The 25,490-nt window shown below is 76.0% G+C and carries 22 protein-coding genes and 1 riboswitch; of the genes, 12 read left to right on the plus strand and 10 right to left on the minus strand.

The window, feature by feature from the left end; all coding sequences use genetic code 11:
- Nucleotides 1-78 precede the first annotated feature (78 nt).
- The gene (locus NXY84_RS01730) at nucleotides 79-423 is read left to right on the plus strand and encodes a hypothetical protein (RefSeq protein WP_258725468.1); all 345 of its coding nucleotides are present in this window, start codon (nucleotides 79-81) and stop codon (nucleotides 421-423) included.
- Nucleotides 420-1,982: a hypothetical protein gene (locus NXY84_RS01735; protein ID WP_258725469.1), complete on the plus strand. Its 1,563-nt coding sequence runs from the start codon at nucleotides 420-422 to the stop codon at nucleotides 1,980-1,982. The genes NXY84_RS01730 and NXY84_RS01735 overlap by 4 nt, the downstream gene beginning before the upstream one ends.
- Here NXY84_RS01735 and NXY84_RS01740 read toward each other — a convergent pair.
- Nucleotides 1,951-2,331: a phage holin family protein gene (locus NXY84_RS01740; RefSeq protein ID WP_258725470.1), complete on the minus strand. Its 381-nt coding sequence runs from the start codon at nucleotides 2,329-2,331 to the stop codon at nucleotides 1,951-1,953. The genes NXY84_RS01735 and NXY84_RS01740 overlap by 32 nt on opposite strands.
- Before the next feature lie 82 nt (nucleotides 2,332-2,413).
- Between NXY84_RS01740 and hisC the strand changes: the two genes are divergently transcribed.
- The 5 genes from hisC (at nucleotide 2,414) to NXY84_RS01765 (ending at nucleotide 6,494) form a co-directional block, all read left to right on the plus strand.
- Entirely contained in the window at nucleotides 2,414-3,490 is a 1,077-nt protein-coding gene (gene hisC, locus NXY84_RS01745; RefSeq protein ID WP_258725471.1) for a histidinol-phosphate transaminase, read from the plus strand.
- Between the two features lie 176 nt (nucleotides 3,491-3,666).
- Nucleotides 3,667-4,362, plus strand: a complete 696-nt coding sequence (locus NXY84_RS01750; protein WP_258725472.1) for a hypothetical protein — start codon at nucleotides 3,667-3,669, stop codon at nucleotides 4,360-4,362.
- A gap of 279 nt (nucleotides 4,363-4,641) precedes the next feature.
- The gene (locus NXY84_RS01755; RefSeq protein WP_258725473.1) at nucleotides 4,642-5,397 is read left to right on the plus strand and encodes an MBL fold metallo-hydrolase; all 756 of its coding nucleotides are present in this window, start codon (nucleotides 4,642-4,644) and stop codon (nucleotides 5,395-5,397) included.
- Complete coding sequence (locus NXY84_RS01760) at nucleotides 5,394-5,876, plus strand: MarR family winged helix-turn-helix transcriptional regulator (RefSeq protein WP_258725474.1); 483 nt, start codon at nucleotides 5,394-5,396, stop codon at nucleotides 5,874-5,876. The genes NXY84_RS01755 and NXY84_RS01760 overlap by 4 nt, the downstream gene beginning before the upstream one ends.
- 63 nt (nucleotides 5,877-5,939) lie before the next feature.
- Entirely contained in the window at nucleotides 5,940-6,494 is a 555-nt protein-coding gene (locus NXY84_RS01765; RefSeq protein ID WP_258725475.1) for an isochorismatase family protein, read from the plus strand.
- 97 nt (nucleotides 6,495-6,591) lie between these two features.
- On the opposite strand, the gene NXY84_RS01770 is transcribed toward NXY84_RS01765, so the two are convergent.
- Nucleotides 6,592-9,729 carry a PKD domain-containing protein gene (locus NXY84_RS01770; RefSeq protein WP_258725476.1) on the minus strand — a complete coding sequence of 1,046 codons (3,138 nt, stop codon included), beginning with the start codon at nucleotides 9,727-9,729 and terminating at the stop codon, nucleotides 6,592-6,594.
- 13 nt (nucleotides 9,730-9,742) lie between these two features.
- Nucleotides 9,743-9,817: riboswitch (cyclic di-GMP riboswitch) on the minus strand.
- 415 nt (nucleotides 9,818-10,232) lie between these two features.
- Between NXY84_RS01770 and pdhA the strand changes: the two genes are divergently transcribed.
- The 4 genes from pdhA to NXY84_RS01790 all read left to right on the plus strand — a co-directional run bounded on the left by pdhA (nucleotide 10,233) and on the right by NXY84_RS01790 (nucleotide 14,532).
- Nucleotides 10,233-11,372: a pyruvate dehydrogenase (acetyl-transferring) E1 component subunit alpha gene (gene pdhA, locus NXY84_RS01775; RefSeq protein WP_258725477.1), complete on the plus strand. Its 1,140-nt coding sequence runs from the start codon at nucleotides 10,233-10,235 to the stop codon at nucleotides 11,370-11,372.
- Entirely contained in the window at nucleotides 11,369-12,382 is a 1,014-nt protein-coding gene (locus tag NXY84_RS01780; RefSeq protein WP_183296277.1) for an alpha-ketoacid dehydrogenase subunit beta, read from the plus strand. The genes pdhA and NXY84_RS01780 overlap by 4 nt, the downstream gene beginning before the upstream one ends.
- 26 nt (nucleotides 12,383-12,408) lie before the next feature.
- Nucleotides 12,409-13,956 carry a dihydrolipoamide acetyltransferase family protein gene (locus tag NXY84_RS01785; protein WP_258725478.1) on the plus strand — a complete coding sequence of 516 codons (1,548 nt, stop codon included), beginning with the start codon at nucleotides 12,409-12,411 and terminating at the stop codon, nucleotides 13,954-13,956.
- Between the two features lie 102 nt (nucleotides 13,957-14,058).
- Complete coding sequence (locus tag NXY84_RS01790) at nucleotides 14,059-14,532, plus strand: GNAT family N-acetyltransferase (RefSeq protein WP_258725479.1); 474 nt, start codon at nucleotides 14,059-14,061, stop codon at nucleotides 14,530-14,532.
- Between the two features lie 63 nt (nucleotides 14,533-14,595).
- On the opposite strand, the gene NXY84_RS01795 is transcribed toward NXY84_RS01790, so the two are convergent.
- On the minus strand, nucleotides 14,596-15,645 hold the full coding sequence (locus NXY84_RS01795) for a hypothetical protein (protein ID WP_258725480.1): 1,050 nt from the start codon (nucleotides 15,643-15,645) through the stop codon (nucleotides 14,596-14,598).
- Nucleotides 15,646-15,736: 91 nt separating this feature from the next.
- On the opposite strand from NXY84_RS01795, the gene NXY84_RS01800 reads away from it, so the two are divergent.
- A complete protein-coding gene (locus tag NXY84_RS01800; RefSeq protein ID WP_258725481.1) occupies nucleotides 15,737-16,297 on the plus strand; it encodes an RNA 2'-phosphotransferase in 561 nt (186 codons plus the stop codon).
- A gap of 46 nt (nucleotides 16,298-16,343) precedes the next feature.
- On the opposite strand, the gene NXY84_RS01805 is transcribed toward NXY84_RS01800, so the two are convergent.
- The 7 genes from NXY84_RS01805 to NXY84_RS01830 are packed head-to-tail and all read right to left on the minus strand — an operon-like array spanning nucleotide 16,344 to nucleotide 25,420.
- Nucleotides 16,344-17,138 (minus strand): siderophore-interacting protein, encoded by a 795-nt coding sequence (locus NXY84_RS01805; protein ID WP_258725482.1) that lies wholly within the window; start codon nucleotides 17,136-17,138, stop codon nucleotides 16,344-16,346.
- A gap of 46 nt (nucleotides 17,139-17,184) precedes the next feature.
- The gene (locus NXY84_RS01810; RefSeq protein ID WP_258725483.1) at nucleotides 17,185-17,826 is read right to left on the minus strand and encodes a GNAT family N-acetyltransferase; all 642 of its coding nucleotides are present in this window, start codon (nucleotides 17,824-17,826) and stop codon (nucleotides 17,185-17,187) included.
- A complete protein-coding gene (locus tag NXY84_RS01815; RefSeq protein WP_258725484.1) occupies nucleotides 17,823-20,009 on the minus strand; it encodes a penicillin acylase family protein in 2,187 nt (728 codons plus the stop codon). The genes NXY84_RS01810 and NXY84_RS01815 overlap by 4 nt, the downstream gene beginning before the upstream one ends.
- Nucleotides 20,006-21,874, minus strand: coding sequence for an IucA/IucC family protein (locus tag NXY84_RS01820; RefSeq protein WP_396126359.1), 1,869 nt, complete (start codon nucleotides 21,872-21,874; stop codon nucleotides 20,006-20,008). Before NXY84_RS01820 ends, NXY84_RS01815 begins: the two co-directional genes overlap by 4 nt.
- Nucleotides 21,871-22,464 (minus strand): GNAT family N-acetyltransferase, encoded by a 594-nt coding sequence (locus tag NXY84_RS21815; protein WP_396126360.1) that lies wholly within the window; start codon nucleotides 22,462-22,464, stop codon nucleotides 21,871-21,873. Before NXY84_RS21815 ends, NXY84_RS01820 begins: the two co-directional genes overlap by 4 nt.
- Nucleotides 22,461-23,933, minus strand: coding sequence for a lysine N(6)-hydroxylase/L-ornithine N(5)-oxygenase family protein (locus NXY84_RS01825; RefSeq protein ID WP_396126383.1), 1,473 nt, complete (start codon nucleotides 23,931-23,933; stop codon nucleotides 22,461-22,463). The genes NXY84_RS21815 and NXY84_RS01825 overlap by 4 nt, the downstream gene beginning before the upstream one ends.
- Nucleotides 23,930-25,420 (minus strand): pyridoxal phosphate-dependent decarboxylase family protein, encoded by a 1,491-nt coding sequence (locus NXY84_RS01830; protein ID WP_309485042.1) that lies wholly within the window; start codon nucleotides 25,418-25,420, stop codon nucleotides 23,930-23,932. The genes NXY84_RS01825 and NXY84_RS01830 overlap by 4 nt, the downstream gene beginning before the upstream one ends.
- Between the last annotated feature and the right edge of the window lie 70 nt (nucleotides 25,421-25,490).

The following is a 25,490-nucleotide window of genomic DNA, read 5'->3' on the forward strand; positions in this document are numbered from 1 at the left end:
CTTTTCCGCGCGGCGACCTCGCACGGCCAGTGCGGGGGCGGGCGGGAGGTCCGCGCGTGTCGCCCTAGCGTCCGGCGCATGGCAGAGGCATGGGGTGGGACCGGGTGGAGCGGCGGGACGCCGTCCGGGTGGACCGGTGGCGGCGCCGGCGCGGTCGCGCCGTTCGTGGCGCGCGCGGCGGGCACGGTGCACGACGCCGCGCGCCGGCTCGCCGCCGCCCAGCACGTCGACTGGGTCTCGGACGCCGCGTCGCGCTACCGCGAGGCGCTCGACGAGGCCCACCGGCAGGTGCTCGCGACCGCCGCACTGGTCGAGGCCGCGCTCGAGGACGTCCGGGCGGCCGACCGCGCGACGGCTCTGCAGGCGCTCGCGGCGGCGAGGACCGCGGCGGCGGCAGCGGGCGTGCCCGGCGGTGCGGGGTGACGGCCGACCGAGCCGCCGACGGCTCCGACGACGCCGCCGGCCCCTTCGGCCGGGGTGTCGCCGACCGGGCGCCCGGGTGCGCCGCCGAACCCGGGGGCATCCGGGTCACGGGCGGCTACGGCGGCACGGTGGCCCGGCTCGAGGACCTCCGTCGCGCCGCGGTCGAGCTGCGCTCCGCCGCCGACCTGCTCGACGACGCCACCGCGACGCTCGCGACCGCCGAGCGCGTGACGTGGGCCGGACCCGACGGGCTCACGGCCGGGCAGCACGCGCGTGCGGCGCTCGCACCGCTGGGTCGCGGGCCTACTACCCCAGCGGCGACGGCGGCGCGCGTGCGGGACCTCGCGCGGTCGCTCGACCGCGCGGCCGAGGGCTACGCGGCGGCTGAGAGCGGCGCCGAGCGCGTCGTCCGCGGACTCACCGCCGTCGGCGCGACCCTGCTGGCGCAGACGCCGCTGCGGTTCGCCGCCGGCCAGGTGGTCGTCGCGGGGCTCGCGGGAGGGCTCGTCCTCGAGGGTGCGGTGCACCGCAGCACGGGGCGGTGGGTCGGGCCGGCCGACCTCGTGCGCTCGGGCGCCGCGGAGACGATGCTCTACGGCGTCGCGACCTACCTGCGGGCGCTGCGGCCCGGTCTGCAGCTCCCCGTCCGGGCCCCCGTCGGCGAGGCGGTCGCCCCGCTGGCCCGCCGCCTCGGCACCGGCGAGGTGCGCGTCGTCCCGGTGGTCCCGTCGCTCGCGCAGCGGCTCGGCGTCGCACCGGTGCAGCCGACGCTCCTGGTGCCCGTGCTGCCCCGCTGGCCGAGGACCGCCGACGGCCCGCGCAGCACCGCGGACGTGCTGGCGGAGGTGCGGACCGGCTACGCGGGAGCGCCGGGGACGGTCGCGGTGTCCCGGCTCGACCACCCCGACGGCACGAGGTCCTGGGTCGTGGCCGTCCCCGGCACGGAGGACCACGTGCCCTGGACGACCAACCCGCTCAACGACCCCTCGAACCTACGGCTCACCGCCGGGATCGCGGCCGCCTCCGCGGGGCTCGTGGTGGGCGCGCTCACGCAGGCGGGCGTGCGCAGGGGCGAGCCGGTGATGCTCGCCGGGCACAGCCAGGGCGGCATGGCAGCCGCACGCGTGGCCGCTGACCCGGGGGTGCGCGAGCGGTTCACCATCACACACGTGCTCACGGCGGGGTCGCCCGTGGCCCCGATGCCCGTGCCCCCCGACGTGCGGCTCCTGAGCCTGGAGCACGCGACCGACCTGGTCCCCGTCACGGATGCCGTCCCGGGCACGGACGCGCCGAACCGCACGTCCGTGCGCGTGGAGCTCGCGCAGTCGCCCGACGTCCGGGACCGCCTCGCGGCGCGCGGGGTGATCGACGCGCACTCGCCCGAGGTCTACGTCCGGTCGGCGGAGCGGATGGCGGAGCGCGCGGCCGCCCACCCGTCGCTGCGGGACTGGGACGCGTCCGTGCAGGACCGGATCTACGGCGCGCCCGGCACCACCGCGACGGTCACCGAGTACCAGGGGACGGTCGTCAGTCCCGGCTCCTCGGGACCGCGACGCTGAGCACGAAGCTCACGACCGCGATGATCAGCGCGCCGACGAGCGCGGTCCAGAAGTCGTCGATCCGCAGGCCCCAGTCGGCGCGCTCGGTGATCCACGCCGTGAGCATGAGCATCAGGGCGTTGACCACGAGCGTGAAGAGCCCGAGCGTCAGGATGTACAGCGGCAGGGACAGGAGCGCCACGAGCGGCTTCACGACCGCGTTGACGATCCCGAAGATCAGGGCGACGAGCAGGATGATGCCTGCGCGCTCGGCGGTGCTGTCACCCCCGACGACCGTCAGCCCGGACAGCAGGAGCGTCGCGAGCCAGATCGCGACGCCGTTGATGAGGACCCGCAGCACGAAACCCATGGTCGCGATCCTGCCACCGCGGGCGCGCGCAGGCCGGAAACCCGGCCGGTGGGTGCACGCAGGTGCGTCGGCGCGTGCTGGCATGCTGGGCACCGTGACCCAGGTCCCGCTCCGTCCCGCCGTCGCCCACCTCCCCGCGTACGTCCCCGGTGCGCGCGTGCCCGTCGGCGCCGCCGCGTTCAAGCTCTCGTCCAACGAGAACCCGTACCCGCCGCTCGCCTCGGTCGTCGCCGCGATCTGCGACGCCGCGCAGGACGTCAACCGGTACCCCGACATGTACGCGACCGAGCTCACCGAGGCGATCGCGGCGGACCTCGGCGTGGACCCGGCGCAGGTCGTCACCGGTACCGGCTCCGTGGCGGTCCTCAACCACGTGCTCGACGCGGTCGTGAACGCCAAGGACGAGGTCGTCTACCCGTGGCGCTCGTTCGAGGCGTACCCGATCGCGGTCGCCCTGGCGCACGCCGAGGGGGTCCCGGTGCCCGTGCGCGACGACGGCCGGCTCGACCTCCCGGCGATGGCCGCGGCCGTCACGCCACGCACCCGCGCGGTCCTCGTGTGCACCCCCAACAACCCGACGGGCCCGGCGGTCCGCGCCGACGAGCTCGCCCACCTGCTCGAGCAGGTCCCCGGCAACGTCCTCGTGGTGCTCGACGAGGCCTACGTCGAGTTCGTGCGCGACCCCGACGTGCCCGACGCGCTCGCGGTCCTCGCGAAGCACCCGAACGTCGTCGTCCTGCGCACGTTCTCCAAGGCGTACGGGCTCGCGGGCCTGCGCGTCGGGTTCGCCGTCGCGCGCCCGCGCCTCGCGGCGGGCATCCGTGCCGCGTCGACGCCGTTCGGCGTCTCCCACGTCGGGCAGATGGCGGCGCTCGCGTCGCTGCGCGCCAAGGACGAGCTGCTGGAGCGCGTCGAGTCGGTCGTGCAGGAGCGCTCGCGCATGCTCGCGGGCCTGCGCGTGCAGGGCTGGACGGTGCCGGACAGCGAGGCGAACTTCGTGTGGCTCCCGCTCGGCGAGCGCGCCACGGCGTTCGCGCAGGAGGCCACCCGAGCGGGGGTGCTCGTGCGGCCCTTCGCGGGCGACGGGGTGCGGGTCAGCGTCGGCGAGCCCGAGGCGACGGCGGTGCTGCTCGAGGTCGCGGAGTCGTTCCGCCGCTGACGGCGTCGCGCGTCCCGACGTCCGCCTGCCGGCGTGCGCGTCCCGCCTCGCGACGGGCGGCGTCCGTCGACCGGGCGCGTGGCGTCCGGCTGTCGTGGTGCGGGGTCCGTCCCGGGTGGGTGGAGACGCCCGGTCGGCCGATGTGGGCGGCCCGGACCGGTGCCTACGCTCGATGCGTGCAGGATGAGTACGTCCTCGGGACGCTTCCCCGCGGGCTGCGGGTGCGTGCCTCGGCGATCTCGACCGCCCGCGGGCTGCTCGTCCTCCTCGGCACAGGGGTGGGGCTCGTGCTGGCCTCCCGCGCCCGGGTCGACGGCTCCGTGGTGACCGTCGTGCTCGTGGTCGCCGCGGCGCTCGTGGCCGTCGTGCTCGTCGGGCTCCAGTCGATGACGCCGTACGACCGGCAGCTGCTCCGTGACACGCGGCGGCGCACGCTCGCGCCCCTCGACCCGACCGGACGCACGCCGGAGCTGACGGTCGCGCTGCGTCCCGGGCCGATCAACCGCCGGCGTCTGCGCGACGCGCCTCCGGACCTGAGGTCGCTGACCGCCGACCTGCACGGCCTCCGTGTGCCGGGCTGGCTGATCGAGGGCCGGCCGGCGGGGCTCCGGCCGGCAGACGTCGTGCACGTGCCGTGGCGCGCCGTGCGGCGCTGGCGGGTCCGGGCCGACAGCGAAGGCCCCGACGTCTGGGTGATCGACTGCGCACCGACCCCGGGTGCGCCGGGAACGGGCACCCGCGCGCGCTGGCGCGTGCGCCGTCCCGAGATCACCGACGAGGTGGCGGTGCTCGACTTCGCCCGGGCGTTCGGGCAGGTCACGGTCGAGCTCGAGGCGTCGGTCGGCGGGCGGGGGCCCGCGGCGGGCGCGTGACGGGGAGCCGCCCGTCTGCACCGCGCGGGTCGCGGAGCGCCACGCCCGCGCGGCGCTGGGAGGGGGACCCAGCGCCTGCGCCGCGCGGTGCCGGTGAGCGCCTCGTCGCGCCTGCTGTCCGGGAGAAACGCTCTTGTGTCGGATCATCCGAACTCGTACTGTCGCGCCTGTGACCCGCACCCCCGCGCCCGCTCCGTGGTCGGCCGCTCTGCCGCCGGCCGCGACTCCCTCCTCCGTCCGGCTCCACCAGCTCCCCACCGGGACCTACGAGACGCGGGCGTGTTCGCGGTGACGGGCGGGAGGTTCCGGGACCGTCGCCGGTTCGCCGCCACGTCGGTGCTCGTCCAGCACCCCGACGGTGACCTCCTGATCGACGCGGGCTTCGGCGCGCACCTCGACGAGCACGTCCGCCTCCTCCCCAGGATCGAGCGGGCGCCGTTCGAGCGGGGGCGGACCGTCCGGGAGCAGCTCGACGCCGTCGGCTACGACGTCTCGCGGCTGCTCGGGGTCCTGGTGACGCACGTGCACTGGGACCACGTCAGCGGGCTCGACTCGCTGGACGTGCCGATCTGGCTGACGCGTGAGGAACGGGAGTACGGGTCCACCGACTCCCACGGCGCGGTGTTCCGGGCCGTCTCCGCCGGGCGGGAGCTCCGGGAGTACGCGTGGGACGGGCCGCCGTACCTCGGCTTCCCGGCGAGCCACGACGTCCACGGCGACGGGTCCGTCGTGGTCGCCCGGGCCGGCGGGCACACGCCCGGCTCCGTGGTGGTGTTCGTCTCCCTCCCGACGGGCGAGCGGTACGGGTTCATCGGGGACCTCACGTGGCAGCTCGACGGCATCGAGCGGCGCGCCGCGCGTCCGTGGCTCCTGCGCCGCCTGGCGGACGTCGACGCCGACCTCGTCCGGACCGGGTTGGACCGCAGCATCGCGCTGCGCGACGTCGTCCACGTCGTCCCGTCGCACGACGTCTCCGCGTACGACCCGATCCCCGTGCTGGGGTCCACCCCCGTGCAGGGAGGTGCGCGACCGTGAGCGCGACGCCGGTCCCCCCGGGCAGCCCGCCGACCCTCGGCCCCGGCCCGGACTCCGAGATGACGTGGCTGCTGCACCGCGCCGCCCAGCGCATGCGCGCGGCGACCGGGGCCGCCGCCGAGAAGCACGGCCGCTCCCTGCGCGACCACATCGTCCTGAGCGCGCTGCACAAGTCCCCGGGCCTGACGCAGATCGAGCTCGGCCGCGCGCTCGGCATGGACAAGACCACGCTGACGAGCGAGCTCGACCGGCTCGAGCGCGCCGGGCTCGTCGAGCGCAGCGTCGACCCCCGTGACCGCCGGGCGCGTGTGCTCGCCCTGACGGCAGCCGGCGACGAGGCCCGTCGCGCCGTCGCGGCCGACGCCGAGCAGGCGGAGTCCACCGCGCTGGCCGCGTTCAGCGGCGCCGAGGTGGCCGCGCTCCGGCGGATGCTGTTCGTCCTCGTCGGCACGAGCGAGGACCCGGGGACCTGCGTGTGAGGGCGTGTCGGTGGGCCGTCCTACCGTGAGCGCGACCACACCGGCGCGCGTCCGAGGAGCCCCATGACCACGTTCACCGACCGCCCGGGCACCGCCCTGGTCGTCATCGACGTCCAGAAGGGTGTCGTCGCCGAGGCCCACGAGCGTGACGCGGTCGTCGGGCGCATCGCGACGCTCGTGGAGCGGGCGCGCAGCGAGCACGTCCCGGTCGTGTGGGTGCAGCACTCCGACGAGGACCTGGCGCTGGGCAGCGAGTCCTGGGAGTACGTGCCGGAGCTGGTGCGCGACGAGGCCGAGCCGCTCGTGCACAAGCTCTACGGCGACTCGTTCGAGGGCACGGAGCTCGAGGAGGTGCTCGCCGCCGCGCGCGTCGGGCGGCTCGTGGTGGCCGGGGCGCAGACCGACGCGTGCATCCGCTCGACCATCCACGGCGCGCTCACCCGCGGGTACGACGTGACGCTCGTCGGCGACGCGCACACCACCGACGACCAGAGCCCGTGGGGTGCGCCGCCGCCCGCACAGGTCATCGCGCACACCAACCTCTACTGGCGCTACCAGTCGGCACCCGGGCGCTCCGGCGGCGTCGTCGACGCGGCGGACGTCAGCTTCACCGCCTGAGGCCGGGCCGCACCGTCCGGCACGCCGTCACGCGGCGCCCGCGCCGGGCCCGCCGCCTCCCGCGCCCGGCTCCCACGCCCGGTCCCCGTCCCCGCCGTCAGGGCGCCGTGCGGAACGACTTCGTCGGGCCGACGAGCGTGCCGTGCTCGTTGGTCGCGACGACCCGGAACCAGTACGTGGTCCCGCGCGCGAGCCCGGTCAGCGGGTAGCGCAGCGTCTTCTCGTACGTCAGCGCCGTGAGCTCCTGCGTCGCCGTGACCTGGCCCAGCGCCGGCGTCGTCCCCCACTCGAGGTACGCCGTCGTCGCGGCGCGGTGCGGGTGCACCCCGGCGTAGGGCTCGGCCGAGCCGGTCGTGACCAGCGAGGCGCCCGCCCAGGTCGTCGTCGGCGGGCCGGCGGTGTACGTCGTGTGGTCGAGGACGGTGCTGCCGGCGGCGGTGGTCACGGTGAGCCGCCAGTAGTACGTGCTGCCGGGCTGCAGGTCCGGGACGGTGAACGCGAGGTGCGTCTTGTTGAGGACGGCGGCGAGATCCATGACGGGGCTTGCGCTCCCGTACGCCGTCGTCGGACCCCACTCCATCTGCGCGTGCCCGACGATGCCGCCGGTCTCGACCCACGCGTTGAGCTCGACGGACGTCGCGGTGACGTTCCGCACCGAGGTGGTCGCACGGGGTGCCGCCGCGGACGTGACGGTGTGGCGGTCGACGTTCGTGGTCCCTGCCGCGTCCGTCACCGTCAGGACCGCCCGGAACGAGCCGCCCGCGTACGTGTGCGGGATCGTCGACGGCGGCTGACCCTCGCCGCCCGTCGACGTGCCGTCCCCGAAGTCGAGGGTCCAGCGCGTCACGCCGGTCCCGTTCGGGTGCCCGCTGCCGGTGCTGCGTGACGCGTCGAACGTCACGGCCAGCGGCGACGGGCCGACGAGCGTCGACGGCTCGAGCCACGCGGAGGCCCGACCGTGCGCCGAGGCGCGCGCCCCGGCGTCGGCGAACCCGGCGACCGCCCGCTCCGACGACGTGATCCACCACTCGCAGTTGCCGGTCGTGTTGAACACCGTGACGGCCTTGACCTCGGGCCACGCCGCGAGCGTCGACATCGTCTCCCGGTACCAGTTCGCCTTGCGCTCGGGGTCGAGCGCGTCCTCGAACGAGTTCCACTCGGCGAGCATCAGCGGCTTGCCGTGCGCGATGCCCCACGTGCGGAACGGGGTCGCGATCTCCGCCATCGTGCGCCAGCGCTGCGGCACACCCGTCGTGCAGCCGTTCCAGTTGTACGGGTCGAGCGCGACCCAGTCGACGACGTCGTCGCCGGGGTACAGGTCGTCCGCGCCGACCTTGGTCGGGGTCGTCGGCGGGCTGTTGAACGCGGCCGGGGTCATGACCCACGTCCACGCCACGTTGGTCACGCCCTCGGCGCGGAACACCTCGACGTAGTGCCGGTACGCGGCACGGTAGTCGGCGGGCGAGCCGTACTCGGGGGAGTAGTCGGGCTCGTGGTGGAAGACGAGGTACAGCGGGACCTCGAGCGACCGCACGCCCGCCGCCTGCTCGCGGATCCGCGCGTCGTGCACGCCGCTCGCGACCTCGGCCCACGGCAGCTTCGTGCCGTTGCGGAGCTTCGGCAGGATCGACAGGACCGGCGTGCGACCACGCTCGACCGACTGCCGCACCGACGACGGCGGCATCGGGTCGTCCCAGATCGCGTACCAGCGGAGCAGGTCGAGCTTGCGCCCGACCAGGGACTCCAGGTCACGCATGGCCGTCTCGGTGTCCGGCGCGTCCCGCGTCCCTGCGAACGCGCCGAAGTGCAGGCCCTGCGCGGGCGTGAGCTGCTGCGAGGCGGTGAGGACCGGGGGTGTGGTCGGCGTCGGCGGGGGCGTGACGCTCGCGGTGGGGGACGGCGTGGGCGTGGGGGACGGGACCGACGGCGTGGGTGTGGGGGTGGGGGTCGGTGTGGCCGTGGGGGTGGGGCTGGCCGTGGGGGTCGGCGTGGGCGTGGGGGACGGGGCCGACGGCGTGGGTGTGGGGGTGGGGGTCGGGCTCGGTGCCGGGCTCGTCGAGACGGTCGGGCTCGGTGTCGGGCTCGCCGTCGGGCTCGGGTTGGCGGAGGGGCTCGGGCTGGCCGTCGGCGTCGGCGTCGCCGTGGTCGTGGGGCTCGCCGTGGGCTTCGGGGTCGTCGACGGAGTGGGCGTCGCGGAGGGCGTCGGCGTAGGGGTGGTCGTCGGCCTGGGCGTCACGGAGGACGCCGGCGTCGGGTTGGCCGTGGGGGTGGGTGTGGCCGACGGCGTGGGCGTGACCGACGGCGTGGGGGTGGCCGTAGGGGAGGAGATGGCCGACGGCGAGGCGGTGGTGGAGGGCTTCGGCGTGGGCGTCGGCGTGGCGGTGGCCGTGGCGGAGGGCTTGGGCGTGGCCGTCGGGCTGGGTGCGGCCGACGGGGTAGGTGTGGCCGACGGGGTGGGTGTGGCCGGCCTCACCGTCGGGGTCGGGGTGGCGGACGGCGTCGGGGTGGGGGTGACTGACGGCGTCGGCGTCGGTCGGACGGGGAGGACCGGCTTCGGGGTGGGCGTCGGGCGCCGGACGGAGCTCGTCGGCGGGATGGCCCGGCGCAGGTCGGCGGTCCGCGGGCTCACCCGGGTGCGACCCTCGAGCGAGACGAGCGACGGGTCGGGGCCGCCGACCGGTCGGACGGCCTCGCGCACGAGGTCCGCGATGCGAGGTGCGGGAGCGCTGCTGGCGGAGGGCGCCGTCGCGCCGGCGGCGGCGGTCAGCGCCGCGGGCGCGGGCGAGGTCGGGACGCGCGGCGCGGAGCTGAGCACCGCACCTGCCGACGTCCCGGTCGTCGCCGCCGCCGGCGCCGGCGTCACCGTGCGGAGCAGCCGTGCGGCGTCGGCCGGCTCGCCGGGCAGCACGCCCCCGTCGAGCGCCCCGTCGACCGCAGCCGGCACCTGCCCGCCGACCGTCGTCGTGCCCCGTGCGTCGACGGGTCCGGCGGGCGCGGACGTCGTCCCGGCCGAGGGTGCTGCGGAGACGGTGCCGCGGCCGTCCGTGCGCTCCGCCGCGGGGGCCGAGGTCAGGGCCGTCGCGACGAGGGCCGTCGTCAGCGCGAGGGTCGTGAGCGCGCGCAGCCCGCGCCGGGCCGGTGTCCCGCCGCTCGACGGGAGGGTGACGCGGTCCGCCGGCCGGTGCCGGGGCGTGCGCGGGCGACGTGCCGGCGAGCCGGCTGGGCTGATGTGCACGTGTGCTCCGTGGTTCGGTGGCCTGGCTGACCGCGGGGGTCCCATGGCTTTGCGTCTCCGCCTCGCGACGGGTTTGCCTTTGTCGTCCGTGCCCGCGCGCCGGGTGGGGTGCGCGGGGGCCTGCGTCTGTGTCATCGGCGCGTGCGGGCGCGTCGTGAGCGCGCGTGGGGGAGACGCACGTCTCGCGCGGGTGAGATCGACGGCGCACGGCGGGACGTGTCGGGTCGCGTCGGGTCCGGGACGGCGGCACGCACCCGCGGCCGACGGGCGCCAGCCGCGGGTGGACGCACAAGAGGCGGGCGCGCGCTCCGGATCACCGGTGGCACGTGCCCGCCTCTTCGCTGTGCGGACCGGCACCCCGGGGTGTGGGATACCGACAAACCGGCACGGCGACGGTTGTCGAGGGGTTCCCCGCCAACCTACGGTTACGTAGCCTACGCTGACGTAGGTTGCTACGACCAGCGCTCGTGCCCCCGTCTCGCCCCGCACGAAGGAGTCACCGCGTGAGCCCGAACGGCCCTCTGACGGATGACGGACTCGTCCAGCTGCTGACCCCCACCGGGGCGCGCGTCCACGACGCGACCTACGACCCCCTCGTCGCGCACGTCAGGCCCGACGACCTGCGCGGCATGTACCGCGACATGGTGCTCGTGCGGCGGTTCGACTCCGAGGCGACCGCGCTGCAGCGCCAGGGCGAGCTCGGCCTGTGGGCCCAGTGCCTCGGCCAGGAGGCCGCGCAGATCGGCTCCGGCCGCGCGCTGCGCCCGCAGGACTACGTCTTCCCGTCGTACCGCGAGCACGGCGTCGCGCACGTGCGAGGCCTCGACCTGACAGACATCCTGCGGCAGTTCCGCGGCATCGACCACGGCGGCTGGGACACGCAGGCGCACAACTTCCACCTGTACACGCTGGTGATCGGCTCGCACACGCTGCACGCGACGGGGTACGCCATGGGTGTGCAGCGCGACGGCGCGGTCGGCACGGGCGACCCCGAGCGTGACACCGCGGTCGTCACCTACTTCGGCGACGGTGCGACCGCGCAGGGCGACGTCAACGAGGCGCTCGTGTTCGCCGCGGTGAACAACGCGCCGCTCGTGCTGTTCTGCCAGAACAACCAGTGGGCCATCTCGGAGCCGACGAGCCACCAGGCGCGCGTCCCGATCGCCGACCGCGGCAAGGGCTTCGGGGTGCCGAGCGTGCGGGTCGACGGCAACGACGTCCTCGCGTCGTACGCGGTGACCCTCGAGGCGCTCGAGCGGGCGCGGTCCGGCGGCGGCCCGACGCTCGTCGAGGCGTTCACCTACCGGATGGGGGCGCACACGACGTCCGACGACCCGACCCGGTACCGCTCGGCCGCGGAGGAGGAGTACTGGCGCCAGCGCGACCCGATCGACCGCCTGCGCCTGCACCTCACCGCGACCGACGAGCTCTCGCAGGACTTCCTCGACGAGGTCGACGCGGAGGCCGCGGCGCTCGGCGAGCACGTCCGGGCGACGGTGCACGGGTTCACCGCACCGCCGACGTCGACGTTGTTCGAGCACGTGTACGCGACCCCGCACGCCGTCGTCGACGCCGAGCGTGCCTGGTTCGAGGGGTACGAGGCGTCGTTCGTGACCGGTGCGGCCGAGGGGAGCGCGCGATGAGCGCCGACGTCCAGAAGATCTCGCTCGCGAAGGCGATCAACGTCGGGCTGCGCCGGGCGCTCGAGCAGGACCCCAAGGTGCTGCTCATGGGCGAGGACATCGGCGCGCTCGGGGGCGTGTTCCGGGTGACCGACGGCCTGCAGAAGGACTTCGGCAAGGACCGGGTCGTCGACACCCCGCTCGCGGAGTCGGGGATCGTCGGCACCGCGATCGGGCTCGCGCTGCGCGGGTACCGCCCGGTGTGCGAGATCCAGTTCGACGGGTTCATCTTCCCGGCGTTCGACCAGATCACGACGCAGCTCGCGAAGATGCACTACCGCTCGCGCGGCCGGCTGAACCTGCCCGTCGTGATCCGCGTGCCGTACGGCGGCGGGATCGGGGCCATCGAGCACCACAGCGAGTCGCCCGAGGCGCTGTTCGCGCACACCGCCGGCCTCCGGGTCGTCAGCCCGTCGAACCCCGCGGACGCGTTCACGATGATCCAGCAGGCCATCGCGTCCCCCGACCCGGTGCTGTTCTTCGAGCCCAAGGGCCGGTACTGGGACAAGGCCGAGGTCGACCTCGCCGCCGGGGTCGCCGCGCCGCACGACGCCTCGGCGCCCACCGGCCTCGACCGCGCGCAGGTCGTCCGCAGCGGCACCGACGTGACGCTCGTCGCCTACGGGCCGACGGTGGCCGTCGCGCTCAAGGCCGCCGCGGCCGCGCAGGCCGAGGGCACGAGCGTCGAGGTCGTCGACCTGCGCACGATCTCCCCGCTCGACACCGCGACCGTCGTCGAGTCGGTCCGCCGGACGCGCCGCTGCGTCGTCGTGCACGAGGCCCCGACCCTGTACGGCAGCGGCGCCGAGGTCGCGGCGCGGGTCACCGAGGAGTGCTTCTACCACCTCGAGGCGCCCGTGCTCCGGGTCGGCGGCTTCCACAGCCCGTACCCGGTGTCCAAGCTCGAGCACGAGTACCTGCCCGGGCTCGACCGCGTGCTCGACGCGGTCGACCGCACCCTGGCGTTCTGACAGCCTGGCGTTCTGAGGAGACCGACGTGCCCACGCACCAGACGTTCCACCTGCCCGACGCCGGCGAGGGCCTGACCGAGGCCGAGATCGTCGAGTGGCACGTCGCCGTCGGCGACACCGTCGAGCTCAACCAGACGATCGTCGAGATCGAGACCGCGAAGTCGCTCGTCGAGCTGCCCAGCCCGTACGCGGGCGTGGTCGCCGAGATCCTCGTGCAGCCCGGGACGACCGTGGACGTCGGGGCGCCGATCATCGTCGTCGACGTCGACCCGTCGGGTGCCGCGGCGCCTGCGCCGGTCCCGGACGTCGACGCCGGGGCCGCGGTCGCCGGTGCCGACGCTGCTGCCCCCGAGGGCAAGCAGGCCGTGCTCGTCGGGTACGGCGTCGCGGACGCGTCGAGCGCCCGCCGCCCGCGTGTCGCGCAGGGTGCCGCCGGCCCGACGGGCGGTTCCCGTGCGCCGGCCGCGGCGCCGGTCGCCTCCTCGGCTGCCGCTGCCCCCGCCGCTCCCGCCCCGCTCGCCCCGCCCGCGGCAACCTCGGCCCCGGCCGCGTCGTCGGCCCCCGCGTCCGGGCAGCGCCCGGCTCCGGCCGCGCCGACCCGCACCGCGCCGGTCGCCCCCGCCGCCACGGCACCGAACGGCGCGACCGCCGCCCGGGCCGCCGCGTCCGAGCGCGCCCTGGCGAAGCCGCCCGTCCGCAAGCTCGCGCGCGACCTCGGCATCGACCTCGGGTCGGTCATCCCGACGGGACCGGGCGGCATCGTCACGCGCGAAGACGTCGTCGCCTACCAGGCGAGCGCCCAGCCGCAGGCCCTCGCGACGTACGCGGGCGACGACGCGCCGTGGCTCGCGCAGGGCACCGTCTCGCACGACGGCCGCCAGACGCGCGTCCCGGTCAAGTCGGTGCGCAAGCGGACCGCCGAGGCGATGGTGGCCAGCGCGTTCACGGCGCCGCACGTCACGGTCTTCCACACGGTCGACGTCACGCGGACCATGAAGCTCGTCGCCCGGCTGCGCGAGGACCGCGAGTTCACCGACGTGCGCGTCACGCCGCTGCTCGTCGCGGCGAAGGCCCTGATCCTCGCGGTCGACCGGCACCCGGAGATCAACGCGAGCTGGGACGACGCGTCGCAGGAGATCGTCTACAAGCACTACGTGAACCTGGGCATCGCGGCCGCGACGCCGCGCGGGCTGGTCGTGCCGAACATCAAGGACGCGCACCGGATGGGGCTCAAGGAGCTCGCCGTCGGGATCGCCGATCTCACCGCGACCGCGCGCGCCGGGAAGACGACCCCGACCGACATGAGCGACGGGACGATCACCATCACGAACGTCGGGGTCTTCGGGATCGACACCGGCACCCCGATCCTCAACCCCGGCGAGGCGGCGATACTGGCGTTCGGCGCGATCCGTGAGCAGCCCTGGGTGCACAAGGGGAAGATCCGCGTGCGGCACGTCACGCAGCTCGCGCTGAGCTTCGACCACCGGCTCGTCGACGGCGGGCTGGGGGCGCGCGTGCTCTCGGACGTCGCGAAGGTGCTCGAGGACCCGGCGCAGGGACTCGTCTGGGGCTGAGCGGCGCCCCGCGTCCCCGGGCACGGACGCGGGACGGGCGCGGCGGCGCGGCTGGCTAGGGTCGCCGCGGACCCCGCCCGCGGGTCCGGTCAGGGGACGACGATGAGCACGTGGACGGTCCGCCGGGTGACGCCGGCCGACGAGCAGGCGTGGCGCGCGCTGTACCGCGCCTACCGGGAGTTCTACGCGGCGCCCGACGACGAGTCGGCGCTCGACACGGTGTGGGCGTGGGCGCTCGACCCGGCGCACGAGGTCGAGGCGTGGGTCGCTGCCGACGCGGACGGCCGGCTCGGCGGGCTCGCGCACGTGCGCCGGTTCGCCCGCCCCCTGGCAGCCTCCACCGGGCTGTACCTCGACGACCTCGTGACGCACCCGGACCGCCGGCGGGAGGGTGTCGGCACCGCGGTCCTCGAGCACCTGCAGCGGTACGCCGCCGCGGAGGGGCTCACCGTCGTGCGCTGGATCACCGCGGCGGACAACGCGCGGGCGCGGGCGCTGTACGACCAGCACGCCGACGCGACGCCGTGGGTCACGTACGACCTGGCGCCCGGATCGGCGCCGGCACCGGGCGTCTGAGGGACGGCGAGAAGGACGTACCGCTCGGTCGCAGCGGGTCGGGCGGCGTGAGACGAGCGGCGGTCACCGCGCGGCGAGCAGCACCCGCTCCGCGTCCGAGCCGGTCGGCGCGGCGAGCTCGACGCCCGGCCCGCCGAGCACGAGCGTGAGCGTCACCTGCGTCACGCCGCCGTACACCGGGTGCGGGGCCGCGTGCACGCCGCGGATCGCCGAGCGCGCGACCGTGAGCCGCGAGCGCGAGTGGTCCGGTGCCCGGCCGCGGGTCAGCCACGCGCGACGCCCGAGGACCTCGAGCCACCGCTCGTCCTGCCCGACGACCGCGCCGTGCAGCGTCGCGGGCGACACGGCGTGGAGCAGGTGAGCGACCGCGTCGGACGCCGCAGGGCGCAGGCGTCGGCGCGGGTGCAGGGCGAGGAGCCGCAGCTCGGGCAGGCGCCGCGCGAGCTCGCGGTAGGCGTTGACGAGCCCGACGTCCTCGGGACCGAGCGCCGACGGGGCGAGCGGCGGGTCCGTCGGCTGTGCGGGGGTGGGCGATGCAGGGCCGGAGCCGGTGGGGCCGTCCGCGGCGGCCGGCTTCGTGAGCACGACCGGCCCCCTGCCCTCGGTGGCTGCGGCGCTGCCGGCGTGCCCGGTGCTCCCGTCGTGCGCGGCGCGGACCGCGTCGACGAGGCGCTGGACGCCCTCGGCCGCGGAGCCGTTGTACCGCACGGTCAGCGCGCGGCCGTCCTGCGTGAGGAGGTCGAGCCGCGCGTCGAGCATGCTCGTGACGTCGCGCATCGCGACGACGTCGCTCGGTCGCGACGACCACGTCCGGTACCCGAGCGCCTCGTCGTCCACCGACGCGGGCGGCTCGCCGGCGTCGGACAGGGCGTCGAGGCGGCTCAGCACGGTGAGCTCGTCGCCGGCCAGCACGACGAGGTGGTCGTACAGGTCCATGTCGGCGGTCGCGTCACGCCGCGACAGGTTGCGCGGGACCTTGAGCACGAGGTGCGCGGCGTCGAGGTCGAGCGGGTGCGCGCGGAACAGCCGGGGGACGTCCTGCGGGGAGCGGACCTCGTCGATCCAGGGGCCGAACGCGTCGTGCTCGGCGGTGCTCGCGCCCGTGCTGGTCATGGGGGTCCTCGGGGCTCGGCGGGTCGGTCGGGGCCAATCCTGCACCCGGTCGGTGGCGGGAGAGGCGGCGCTGCTGCGGCAGACTCCCCGCATGGACGCCGCGCTCGTGCCGCTCAGCACGTTCGTCAGCCTCGTCCTGCGGCACGACCCGGCTCGGGCCGGGCTGCGGCTCGACGAGGCGGGTTGGGCGGACGTCGACGCGCTGCTCGCCGGGGCCGCCGCGGCGGGCGTGCCGCTCACGCGCGAGCTGCTCGACGCCGTCGTCGAGCAGAACGAGAAGCGGCGGTTCGCGTTCAGCGAGGACGGGACGCGGATCCGCGCGAGCCAGGGGCACAGCGTCGCCGTCGACCTCGGGCTCGTGCCGGTGCCCGCGCCGGACGTGCTGTTCCACGGGACGGCGGAGCGCACGCTCGACGCGATCCTGGCGACCGGGCTGCAACCGCGCCGGCGGCAGCACGTGCACCTGTCCGGCGACCGCGACACCGCGGTGGCCGTCGGGCGCCGGCACGGGCGGCCGGTGACCCTCCAGGTCGACGCGCGGCGCATGCAGGACGACGGGCTCGTGCTCTACCGCTCGGCGAACGGCGTGTGGCTCACCGACGCCGTGCCGGCGGCGTACCTCAGCCTCGCTGACGGGCACGCGCCGTCCTGACCGCGCCCCACGCCGCGGTCGTCGTCGTGCGGCCCGGTCCGGCGGCTCAGGCGCTCTTGCCGAGCTTCCAGTAGCCGCAGAACGTGACGTTGGCCTTGGGGACGCCGCGCTCGCCGACGAGGTGACGGCGCACCCCGGTCGCCAGCCCGGACTCGCCGACGGCGAACGCGTACGGCACTCCCGACCGCCACGACAGCTCGCGGACGTGCTCGAGCACGCGCGCACCGGGCCGGTCGCCCGGCGCACGGACCACCCAGTGCACCGCCATGCCCTCGGGCGCGTCGACGTGCTGCGCGTCGTCGGCGTCGGGGATCTCCACGAGCGCGTGCCCGACGGCGTCGCGCGGCATGTCCCGCAGGATCCCGGCGACCGCGGGCAGGCCCGTCTCGTCCGCGACGAGGAGCGTCCAGTCGGCGGGGACCGGCGCCCACCCGCAGCCCTGGTCGATGAGCGCGACCTCGTCGCCCGGAGGCGTCCGCTGCGCCCACGGGCCCGCGACGCCGTCGGTGCCGTGCACCACGAAGTCGATGTCGAGCTCGGGGACCTCGGGGCGGAGCTCGCGCACGGTGTAGCTGCGGATCACCGGGCGGGTCGCGCGCGGCAGCGTCAGGTACCTGAGGTAGCCGCGCGTGTCGAGGCGGGAGGGGAGGTTGTCGAGGCGCGCGTGGTCGTCGACGGGCACCGCGAGGCGGAACCACTGGTCGAAGCCGCGGCGCTCGAACCGGCGCAGGTCCTCCCCGCCGAGGGTCACGCGGACGACGTGCGGGCTGATCTGCTGGGTGCGCTCGACGTGCGCGGTGACGAGACCGCTCGGGGCGTGGGTGACGGTGATCGTGGGCACGGGGCTCTCCGGGTGTGGGGTGGGGGTCGAGGACGAGGACGCGTCGTCAGCGGGGGACGGGGGTCGCGGCCGCGGCCGCCGCGTCGGCGGTGAGGAACGCCAGACGGGCGCGCTTGTCCGGCAGGTCGATCTCGGGGCCCAGCTCGAAGCCCGAGCGGACCATGCGGGCGACGGCGCGGTCGTTGCGGACGTCGGGCTCGACGACGAGCCGCCGGGCTCCCGGCTGGCCGAGCAGGAACGCGGCGAGGTAGCTCATGAGGTGCGCGGTGAACCCGGGCGCCGGGGCGCTGCCGCGCGAGCCGATCAGCAGGTGCAGGCCCACGTCGCCCGGCTGCACGGGGTAGCACTCGCCGACGGGGTCGTGGTGCGGGTCGTACGTCTGCAGCAGCGCGAGCGGCTCGTCGCCGAGGCGGACGACGAACGCGTGGTGCGTCTCGAGCGAGTCGACGTACGCGTACAGCTCGCTGAGCTCCTCGCGGGTCAGGTGGCCGAGGCCCCAGAACTCGGTGCCCGGCTGCGTGACCCACGCGTGGATCGTGTCGAGGTCGGCGACCGGGTCGAGCACGGTGGTGCGCACCAGGCCGAGGGGTTCGACGACGCGCTCGTCGACGGTCGCGCCGGGCGGGCCGGCGGCCAGGCGGACGTGCTCGGGGGCCGGTGCGGCTGCGGGCGGGTGGGCGGTGGTCACGCGAGCTCCTCGGGGGTCAGCCGGTCCCAGTCGGTCACGACCTCGACGGTCGCCGCCTGGGCCCACAGCGGGTTCTGGTCGGTGAAGTGCGGGCTGCGCGGGTCGCCGCTCGCGCCGAACGGCACGCCCCAGCGGCTGCGCTCGCGGTCGGCGAGGTCCCAGACCCAGCGCGCGACCGAGCCGCGCCACGCCCGGTCGGTGAGCGACGGGGTCGTGCCGGTGCAGCGCACGCAGTCGGCGTCGCCCGCGAGCGGCACGTCGGGGACGGGCGGGGCGGTGCAGCCGGGCACCTCGTCGAGCAGGTGCGACGCGAGCACCCGGTGCCGGTCGCCCCAGGCGTCGTCGACCGCCGCGCCCGCCGCGACCTCCTCGAGCGCCGCGCGGACCTCGTGCGCCGCGTCGATGCCGAGCGCGGTGTCGTCGAGCAGGCGGGGCAGGGCGTCGGCCACCCGGGCCGCGAGCGAGAACCAGGGGTCGAGCGCCTCGCCGTGCGGGTGCGGGGCGTGCAGCGGCGCGAGCGCCGGGTGCGCGGCGAGCCGCCGGACGAGGGCCGAGCGCCACGCGGCGAACGTCGCGGCGGGCGCGCTGCACGCGTCCATGTGCCGGTCCCACGCCAGCAGCCGCGCGCGCAGCCGGTCGGCGGCGGGCGTGAGGCCGTCCGCGCGCTCGACCCACGCCAGCAGGCCCGCGGCCCCGCCGAGCAGCGTGTCGGCGTGCATCGCGCTCATGTCCTCGGGGCCGAGGCGGTCCGCGCGACCCTCGTGCAGCAGCGCGCGGATGCGGTCCGCGCGGTGCGGGGGCGCGTACGCGAGGCCGAGGTCGACCTCGGCGCGCGCGGGGCGCTCGTTGGCGTCGACGGCGGTGTCGGCCACCTCGACCGGCGGGAGCGGACCCCGCCACGGGGCCGGGCGCCCGGCGGGCGTCCAGGCGTCCTGCGGGAGGCGTCGCTCGGTGCGCGGGCGCGCGGGGACGCGGCCCACCGTGGCGCTCAGGACCGTGCCGTCAGCGTCGCCCGCGAGCACGCGGTTGACCGGGTCGACCCAGCCACGGAGCGCGCCGACGACGTCGTGCGCCGTGCGGGCGCGCAGGAGCGGCAGCAGGCTCGCGAACCCGAGGTCGGCGGAGGCTCGCGCCGGGAAGCGGACGCTGTGGACGGTGGTGTCGGCGCCGCACGGCTCCGCCGCGAGCACGATCCCGCGCGCTGTCTCGACGACCTCCACCTCGACGGCCGCCCCGCCGCGCACCGCCACGCGTTCGACGAGCCGCTCGGAGGGCTCCCACCCGTCGGGCCCGAGCGCCTCGACGTCCTCGCCGCGCAGGCGCACGCGCTCGCGGAACACCTCGACGCCGTGCGCCATCGCGTTGGTGATGCCCCACGCCGCGGTGCCGGTGTGCCCGAAGTGCTGGACGCCGGGGACCCCGGGGAACGCCAGCCCGACGACGTCGAGCCCCGGGCACGCGAGACGGACCTGCTGGTAGACGCCGGGGAGCTCGAGCAGGCGGTGCGGGTCGCCGGCCAGGAGGGGCCGGCCGCTCGCGGTCCGCGAGCCGTGCAGCGCCCACGCGTTGCTGCCCGACGTGGGGACGCCGCCGGCCTCGGTCGGGTCGTCGGGCGGGGTGCCGTCCGCGGGCCCCGGCGCGCCGTCCGCAGCCGCACCGCCGCGCGGCTCCGCCGGATCGGTGCCCCCGAGGACCGCGAGCCCGGCCGGACCGAGCGTGCGCTCGACGTGCGCATTCCACAGCACGCGCGGGAAGGTCGAGAACAGCGCGTGCGCGACGAGCATCACGCCGAGCGGCGCCCACGCCGGCCACGGCTCGTGCGGGGTCGGCGACCCGAACCGCTCGTCGAGGGCGGCGAGCTCGACCGGGCGCGGCGCGGCGTCGAGCCCCGCGTCCACACCACGCACGTACGCGTCGACCCAGGCGCGCACGTCGTCGTCGAGCGCGTCGTACGCGCGCTGCGCGGTGTCCGCGAGCCGGGCCTGCCGCGCGAACCGGTCCCACGCGAGCCCGGCGGGCCCGATGCGCTCCGCGAGCCGGCCCTCGGCGCGCCACCGGTCGACCTCGATCTGCCAGCCGCGGTCCCGCGCGGTGACCCGGCCCTGCGCCTCGGCGAGCTCGAGGTGGTCGGCGGCGCGCACGTGGGGGACCCCCCACGCGTCGCGGAACAGCTCGGCGGTCATGGCGCGGCGACCACCGCGTCGCGCGCGATCGGGTTGGCGAGCGTCCCGGCGTAGATCAGCGACCCCGACTGGTCGGTCAGGTCGACCATCTGCAGCGTGTTGCGGAGCTGGAGCCGGTTGAGGCACGAGTGCGCGAACCGCGGCGCACGCAGGTCGACCCCGCTCGTCAGGTCGGGGTGGTCGGCGGCGTGGCGGTCGACGCACTCGCCGACGAGCGCCCAGAACGCGGCCTCGGGCAGCACGCCGTCGGCGTCGAGGATCGCGGCGAGGTGCCGGAAGAACCCGTCGAACACGTCGGTGAAGACCGCGAGCGCCTTCTCCTCGTCGTCGACGACCGAACGCACGCGCGCGACCTCGTCGGGCAGCGGGCGGTCGCTGAGCACGGCGATCTCCTCGCCGACGTCCTTCATGAACGCCCCGGCGACCGCGTGGCCGTCGAGCACGAGGATGAGGTTCTCCCCGTGCGGCATGAAGGCGAGGTCGTGCGCGCGCAGGCAGTGCACGAGCGGGCGCAGGTAGGCGTGCAGGTACCGGCGCACCCACTCGTGCGCACCGAGGCCCGACGCGCCGACGAGCGCCGTGACGAACGCGTCCCCGGCGGCGTCACGGTGCAGCAGCGAGGCCATCGTCGCGAGGTGCTGACCGGGCTCGACGCGCGGCACCGGGCTCTCCCGCCACAGCGCCGCGAGCATCTTGCGGTGCGCGCTCGGCTGCGCGGTGCGGTGGTACACGTCACCGGTGTAGCCGATCGACACGTGCTCCCGCAGCACCCGGAACCCGGCCTCGACGAGCGTGGGGTCGCCCGCGACGAGCTCCGCGACCCAGTCGTTGATCGCCGGGGTGGCGCGCATGTACGCGGGGGACAGGCCGCGCAGGAACCCCATGTTCTGGATCGCGAGCGCGACCTTGACGTAGTCGCGGTCGGGGCGCGAGCGGTTGAGCAGCGTGCGGATCGACTGCTGCGCCTGGTGCTCGTCATCGCCCTCGCCGAGCAGCACGAGGTCGCGGCGCGCGACGTCGGCCGCGAACGTGATCGCGACGCGGTGCTCCCACTGCCACGGGTGCACGGGCAGGTAGCGGTAGTCCGCGGGGTCGAGCCCGAGCGCGCGCAGGTGCTCCGCGAACCGGTCGAGCGCGGCGTCCCCGAGCTGGGCACGGTAGAACGCGTCCTCGTCGACCCCGGCGCCGAGCGCGAGGTGGCTCGACTCCCGCCGCACCGCGAGCCACACGAGCCGCACGGGCGCCGCGGCCTCGGGCGAGTACGCCGCGTGCTCGGCGACGCCGAAGCCGATGCGCCCGTTGTTCGCGACGAAGCCCGGGTGCCCCTCGGTCATCGCGCGCTCGACCGTCGCGAGGTCCGCGCCGAGCAGGTCCGCGACGGCAGGGCCCCCGTGGTGCGCCTTGTACGCGGCGCTCGCGAGCGTCGAGGACAGCTCCTCGAGGTACACCGCGAGCAGCGCGTCCGGGATCTCGAGCAGCGGCTGGAGCTCGAGCACGAGGTCGAGCGCGTCGAGGGGCGCGGGCCCGCCGTCGACGTCCCGCGTGAGGGACGCCTCGTCGACGGCCCAGTGCTCGAGCGCGGTGCGCCGCGCGCGGAAACGGTAGACGACGCGGCCGCCGTCGAGCGTCACGCGGTAGGTCCCCTCCGCCTCGTCGGGCACCGGGGCGAGCAGCCGCTCGTGCGAGAACTCCGCGAGGGCCTTGGCGACCAGGTGGCGGTGCGCGACCGCCATCGTCTCGGGTCGCAGGTGCTCCGCGGGGTCGAGGCGGTGACCCGGGGTCGGCGACGACACCGGTGCTGCGGCGGCCGGGCGCGCGCCCGTCGGTGCGTCGGGCGCGGGCGTGGTCGTGTCGGTGAGGGTCATGCGGCGCTCCGTCCGAGGGGGCTGGCGTCGAAGTCGGCGCGCGTGCACACGGCGAGGTGCGCGCGCTTGCCGGGCAGCTCGAGCTCGCGCAGCACGCGGAAGCCGGCCGCGGCGTTCTTCGCGGCGATGCGGGTGTTCGTCACGTCGGGCTCGACGACGACGCGGGTCGCGCCGAGGCGCTCGAAGCAGAACCGCACGGTCGCGGCCATGACGGCCGACGTGAGCCCGTGCACCGGCACGTCCCCGGGCGGTGCGACCAGCAGGTGCATGCCGAGGTCGCCCGGCTCGACCTCCGGCACGTCGGTGAGCAGCAGGCACGCGGGGTCGTACGTCTCGACGAGGAACGTGGGGACGCCGTCGACGCTCCCGAGCCACGCGTTCTGGTACGGGTCGGTCGCGACGCCCGCGAGGTAGTCGCGCACGTCGCCCAGGGACAGGTCCGTCATCTGCCAGAACGCAGACGCCGGGTGGGACAGCCACGCGTGCACGACGGCGGCGTCCGCCCCGGTGTCGACGCGCGTGAGGCTCAGGTGCCCGACGGGCGACAGCGGAGCGGTCCACGGCCCGCGCGCGAGCGCCGAGGGGCTCACCGGGCACCCGCCGCGTGCTCGACCCGGCGCGCGTCTCCCGGCACGCCGAACTCCTGGAACGCGATCCGTCGCTCGACCGGGTACACCTCGCGCCCGGTGATCGAGGCCAGGATCGACGAGTTGCGCCACGCCCCGAAGCCGAGGTCCGGTGCCGTGACGCCGTGCGTGTGCTCCTCGGCGTTCTGCACGAACACTCGCCCGCGCCCGCCGTCGACCGAGTAGTCGCGCGCGACGGCGAACCGCCCGTCGGGGTCCCAGTCGAGCCGGTCGCGCACGCCGAGCACGAAGTCCGGGACCTGCGCGGCGTACCCGGTCGCGAGCACGAGCGCCGACGTCCGCCGCTCGTGCACCTCGTCGAGCTGCGCGTGCCGCAGGCGCAGGGCGTACTCGCCGGTGGCGTCGTCCCGGTCGGCGGCGAGCAGCTCGGTGTCGGTGAGCAGCGTCGTCGGCACCGGGCCGTCGAGGCTCAGCCGGTAGAGCGTGTCGTAGATCTCGTCGATCAGCGGGCCGCTGATGCCCTTGTACAGCGCGCGCTGCTCGCGGCCGAGCGTGCGCCGCTGCTCGTGCGGGAGCCCGTGGAAGTGGTCGGTGTACTCGGGCGAGGTCATCTCGAGCGTGAGCTTGGTGTACTCCATCGGGAAGAACCGCGGTGAGCGCGTGACCCAGTCGAGCCGCGCGCCGCGGCCCGGGAGCGTGCCGAGCAGGTCGCGGTAGACCTCCGCCGCCGACTGCCCGCTGCCGATCACCGTCACCGACGGCGCGGCGGCGAGGCGCTCGCGGTGGGGCAGGTAGTCGGCGCTGTGCACGGCGAGGCGACCCGTCGGGTCGCCCGAGCTGCCCGGGCTGCCCGAGCCGTCGGGCCCGAGGAGCCCGCGCAGCGCGGCCGGCACGACCGGCGAGGTCCCGGTGCCGAGCACGACGTGGCGCGCGCGGTAGGTCTCCTCGGTGCCGGTGCCGGTGCCGGTGCCGGCGCCGGCGCCGCCCGTCCCCGCGGCCGACCCGCCCCGCACGGCCCGGACCAGCCACAGGTCGGCGTCGTCGGGGTCGACCTCGAGCGCGACGACCCGACGTCCCCAGCGCAGGGAGTCGAGCTGCGCGGCGGCCCACCGGCAGTACGCGTCGTACTCGGCGCGCAGCGGGTAGAAGCTCTCCCGGATGTAGAACGCGTACAGCCGGCCCGTGGCCTTGAGGTAGCTGAGGAACGAGTACGGCGACGTCGGGTCGGCCATCGTCACGAGGTCCGCGAGGAACGGGACCTGGATCGTCGCGCCGTCGATCATCATGCCGGGGTGCCAGCGGAACTCGTCGGCCGCGTCGAGGAACACCGCGTCGAGGTCGAGCGGCGCGCTCAGGCACGCGAGGCCGAGGTTGAACGGGCCGATGCCGATGCCGACGACGTCGTGCACGCGGCCGCCGCCCGTCGCGGCGGACCCACCCGCCGGGCCACGCGTGCTCGCGGCCGCGGTCACCACGCGAGCGCCCCGTCCAGGTCGCCGTCGAGCACCGCGTCGAGCTCGCGGTCGAGCCCGGTCGCGAGCTCGCGCCCGCCGTCGAGCGCCGCGGCGGCGTCGCGCACCGCACCGAGCACGCGGCGGACGTCTTCCACGGTCGAGTCGGGGTTGAGCAGCGTGAGCTTGAGGCAGGCCCGGCCGTCGACGACGGTCTTCGCGACGATCGTGCGGCCCGCGTCGAACAGCGCGCGGCGCACGAGCGGGACGAGCGCGTCGGCCCGGGCGTCGGGCACGCCGGGCGGCTGGTAGCGGAACAGGACGGTGCTGAGCTGCGAGCGGCCCACGAGACGCAGGTCGGGGTCGTGCTCGACGAGGTCGTGCGCGGCGGCGGCGAGGTCGACGACCGCGTCGAACATCTCGCCGAGCCGGTCCGCGCCGAGCGCGCGCAGCGTGACCCAGAGCTTGAGTGCGTCGAACCGGCGGGTCGTCTGCAGCGACTTGTCGACCTGGTTGGGCTCGCCGCTGCCCTCGGGGTTGAGGTAGTCCGCGTACCAGGCGACGGGCGCGAGGTCCGCGCCGTGCCGCACGATCAGCGCGCTCGACGAGACGGGCTGGAAGAAGCTCTTGTGGTAGTCGACGGTCACGGACCGGGCGCGCTCGATGCCGTCGAGCAGGTGCCGCCGGGTCGGGGAGACGAGCAGCCCGCACCCGTAGGCCGCGTCGACGTGCAGCCACACCCCGGCCGCGTCGCACGCGTCGGCGATCGGGCCGAGCGGGTCGATGCAGCCGCGGTCGGTCGTGCCGGCGGTCGCGACGACGCACACGGGCACCCGCCCGGCGGCGCGCGCGGCATCGAGCGTCGCGGCGAGGACCTCGGGGCGCATCCGGCCGAGCTCGTCCGTCGCGACGCCGATCACCGCGTCCTCGCCGAGGCCGAGCAGGCGCGCGGACTTCTGCACGCTGAAGTGGCTCGACGCGGTCGCCAGGACGACGAGCCGGTCGAGCGCCGCCCCGCTCGCGGCGAGCGCGTGGTCCCGCGCGACCAGGAGCGCCTGCAGGTTCGACTGCGTGCCGCCCGACGTGAAGATGCCGTCGCCCGCGGCGAAGCCGATGCGCTCCGCGGTCCACGTGACGAGGCGGCGCTCCATGAGCGTGCCCGCGGTCGACTGGTCGTAGGTGTCGAGCGAGGCGTTGACCGCGGCGACGACGGCCTCGGCGGCGACCGCCGGGACGGCGACCGGGCAGTTGAGGTGGGCCGCGTAGTCGGGGTGGTGAAACCAGACGGCGTTCCGGACGAACAGCGCGTCGACCTCGCGCAGCGCCGCCGCGGTGCCCTGGCCCGGGCCGTCGAGGTCGACGGCGTCGACGAGCGCGCCGAGCTCCTCGCGGGTCGCCCCGGAGAAGGGGCGACGGGTCTCGCGGAAGCGGTCCGCGAGGCGGTCGACCGTCTCGCGCATCGTCGCGGCGTAGTGGTCGGCGGTCGCAGAGGACAGCAGCTCGTGCACGCGGGAACTCCGTGGTGTGGGTGCCAAAGTTGGTGAGGCTTGCCTAAGTAAGCGCCTAAACTAGCCCACG

The organism is Cellulomonas sp. NS3 (genome assembly GCF_024757985.1).
Taxonomy (GTDB): domain Bacteria; phylum Actinomycetota; class Actinomycetes; order Actinomycetales; family Cellulomonadaceae; genus Cellulomonas_A.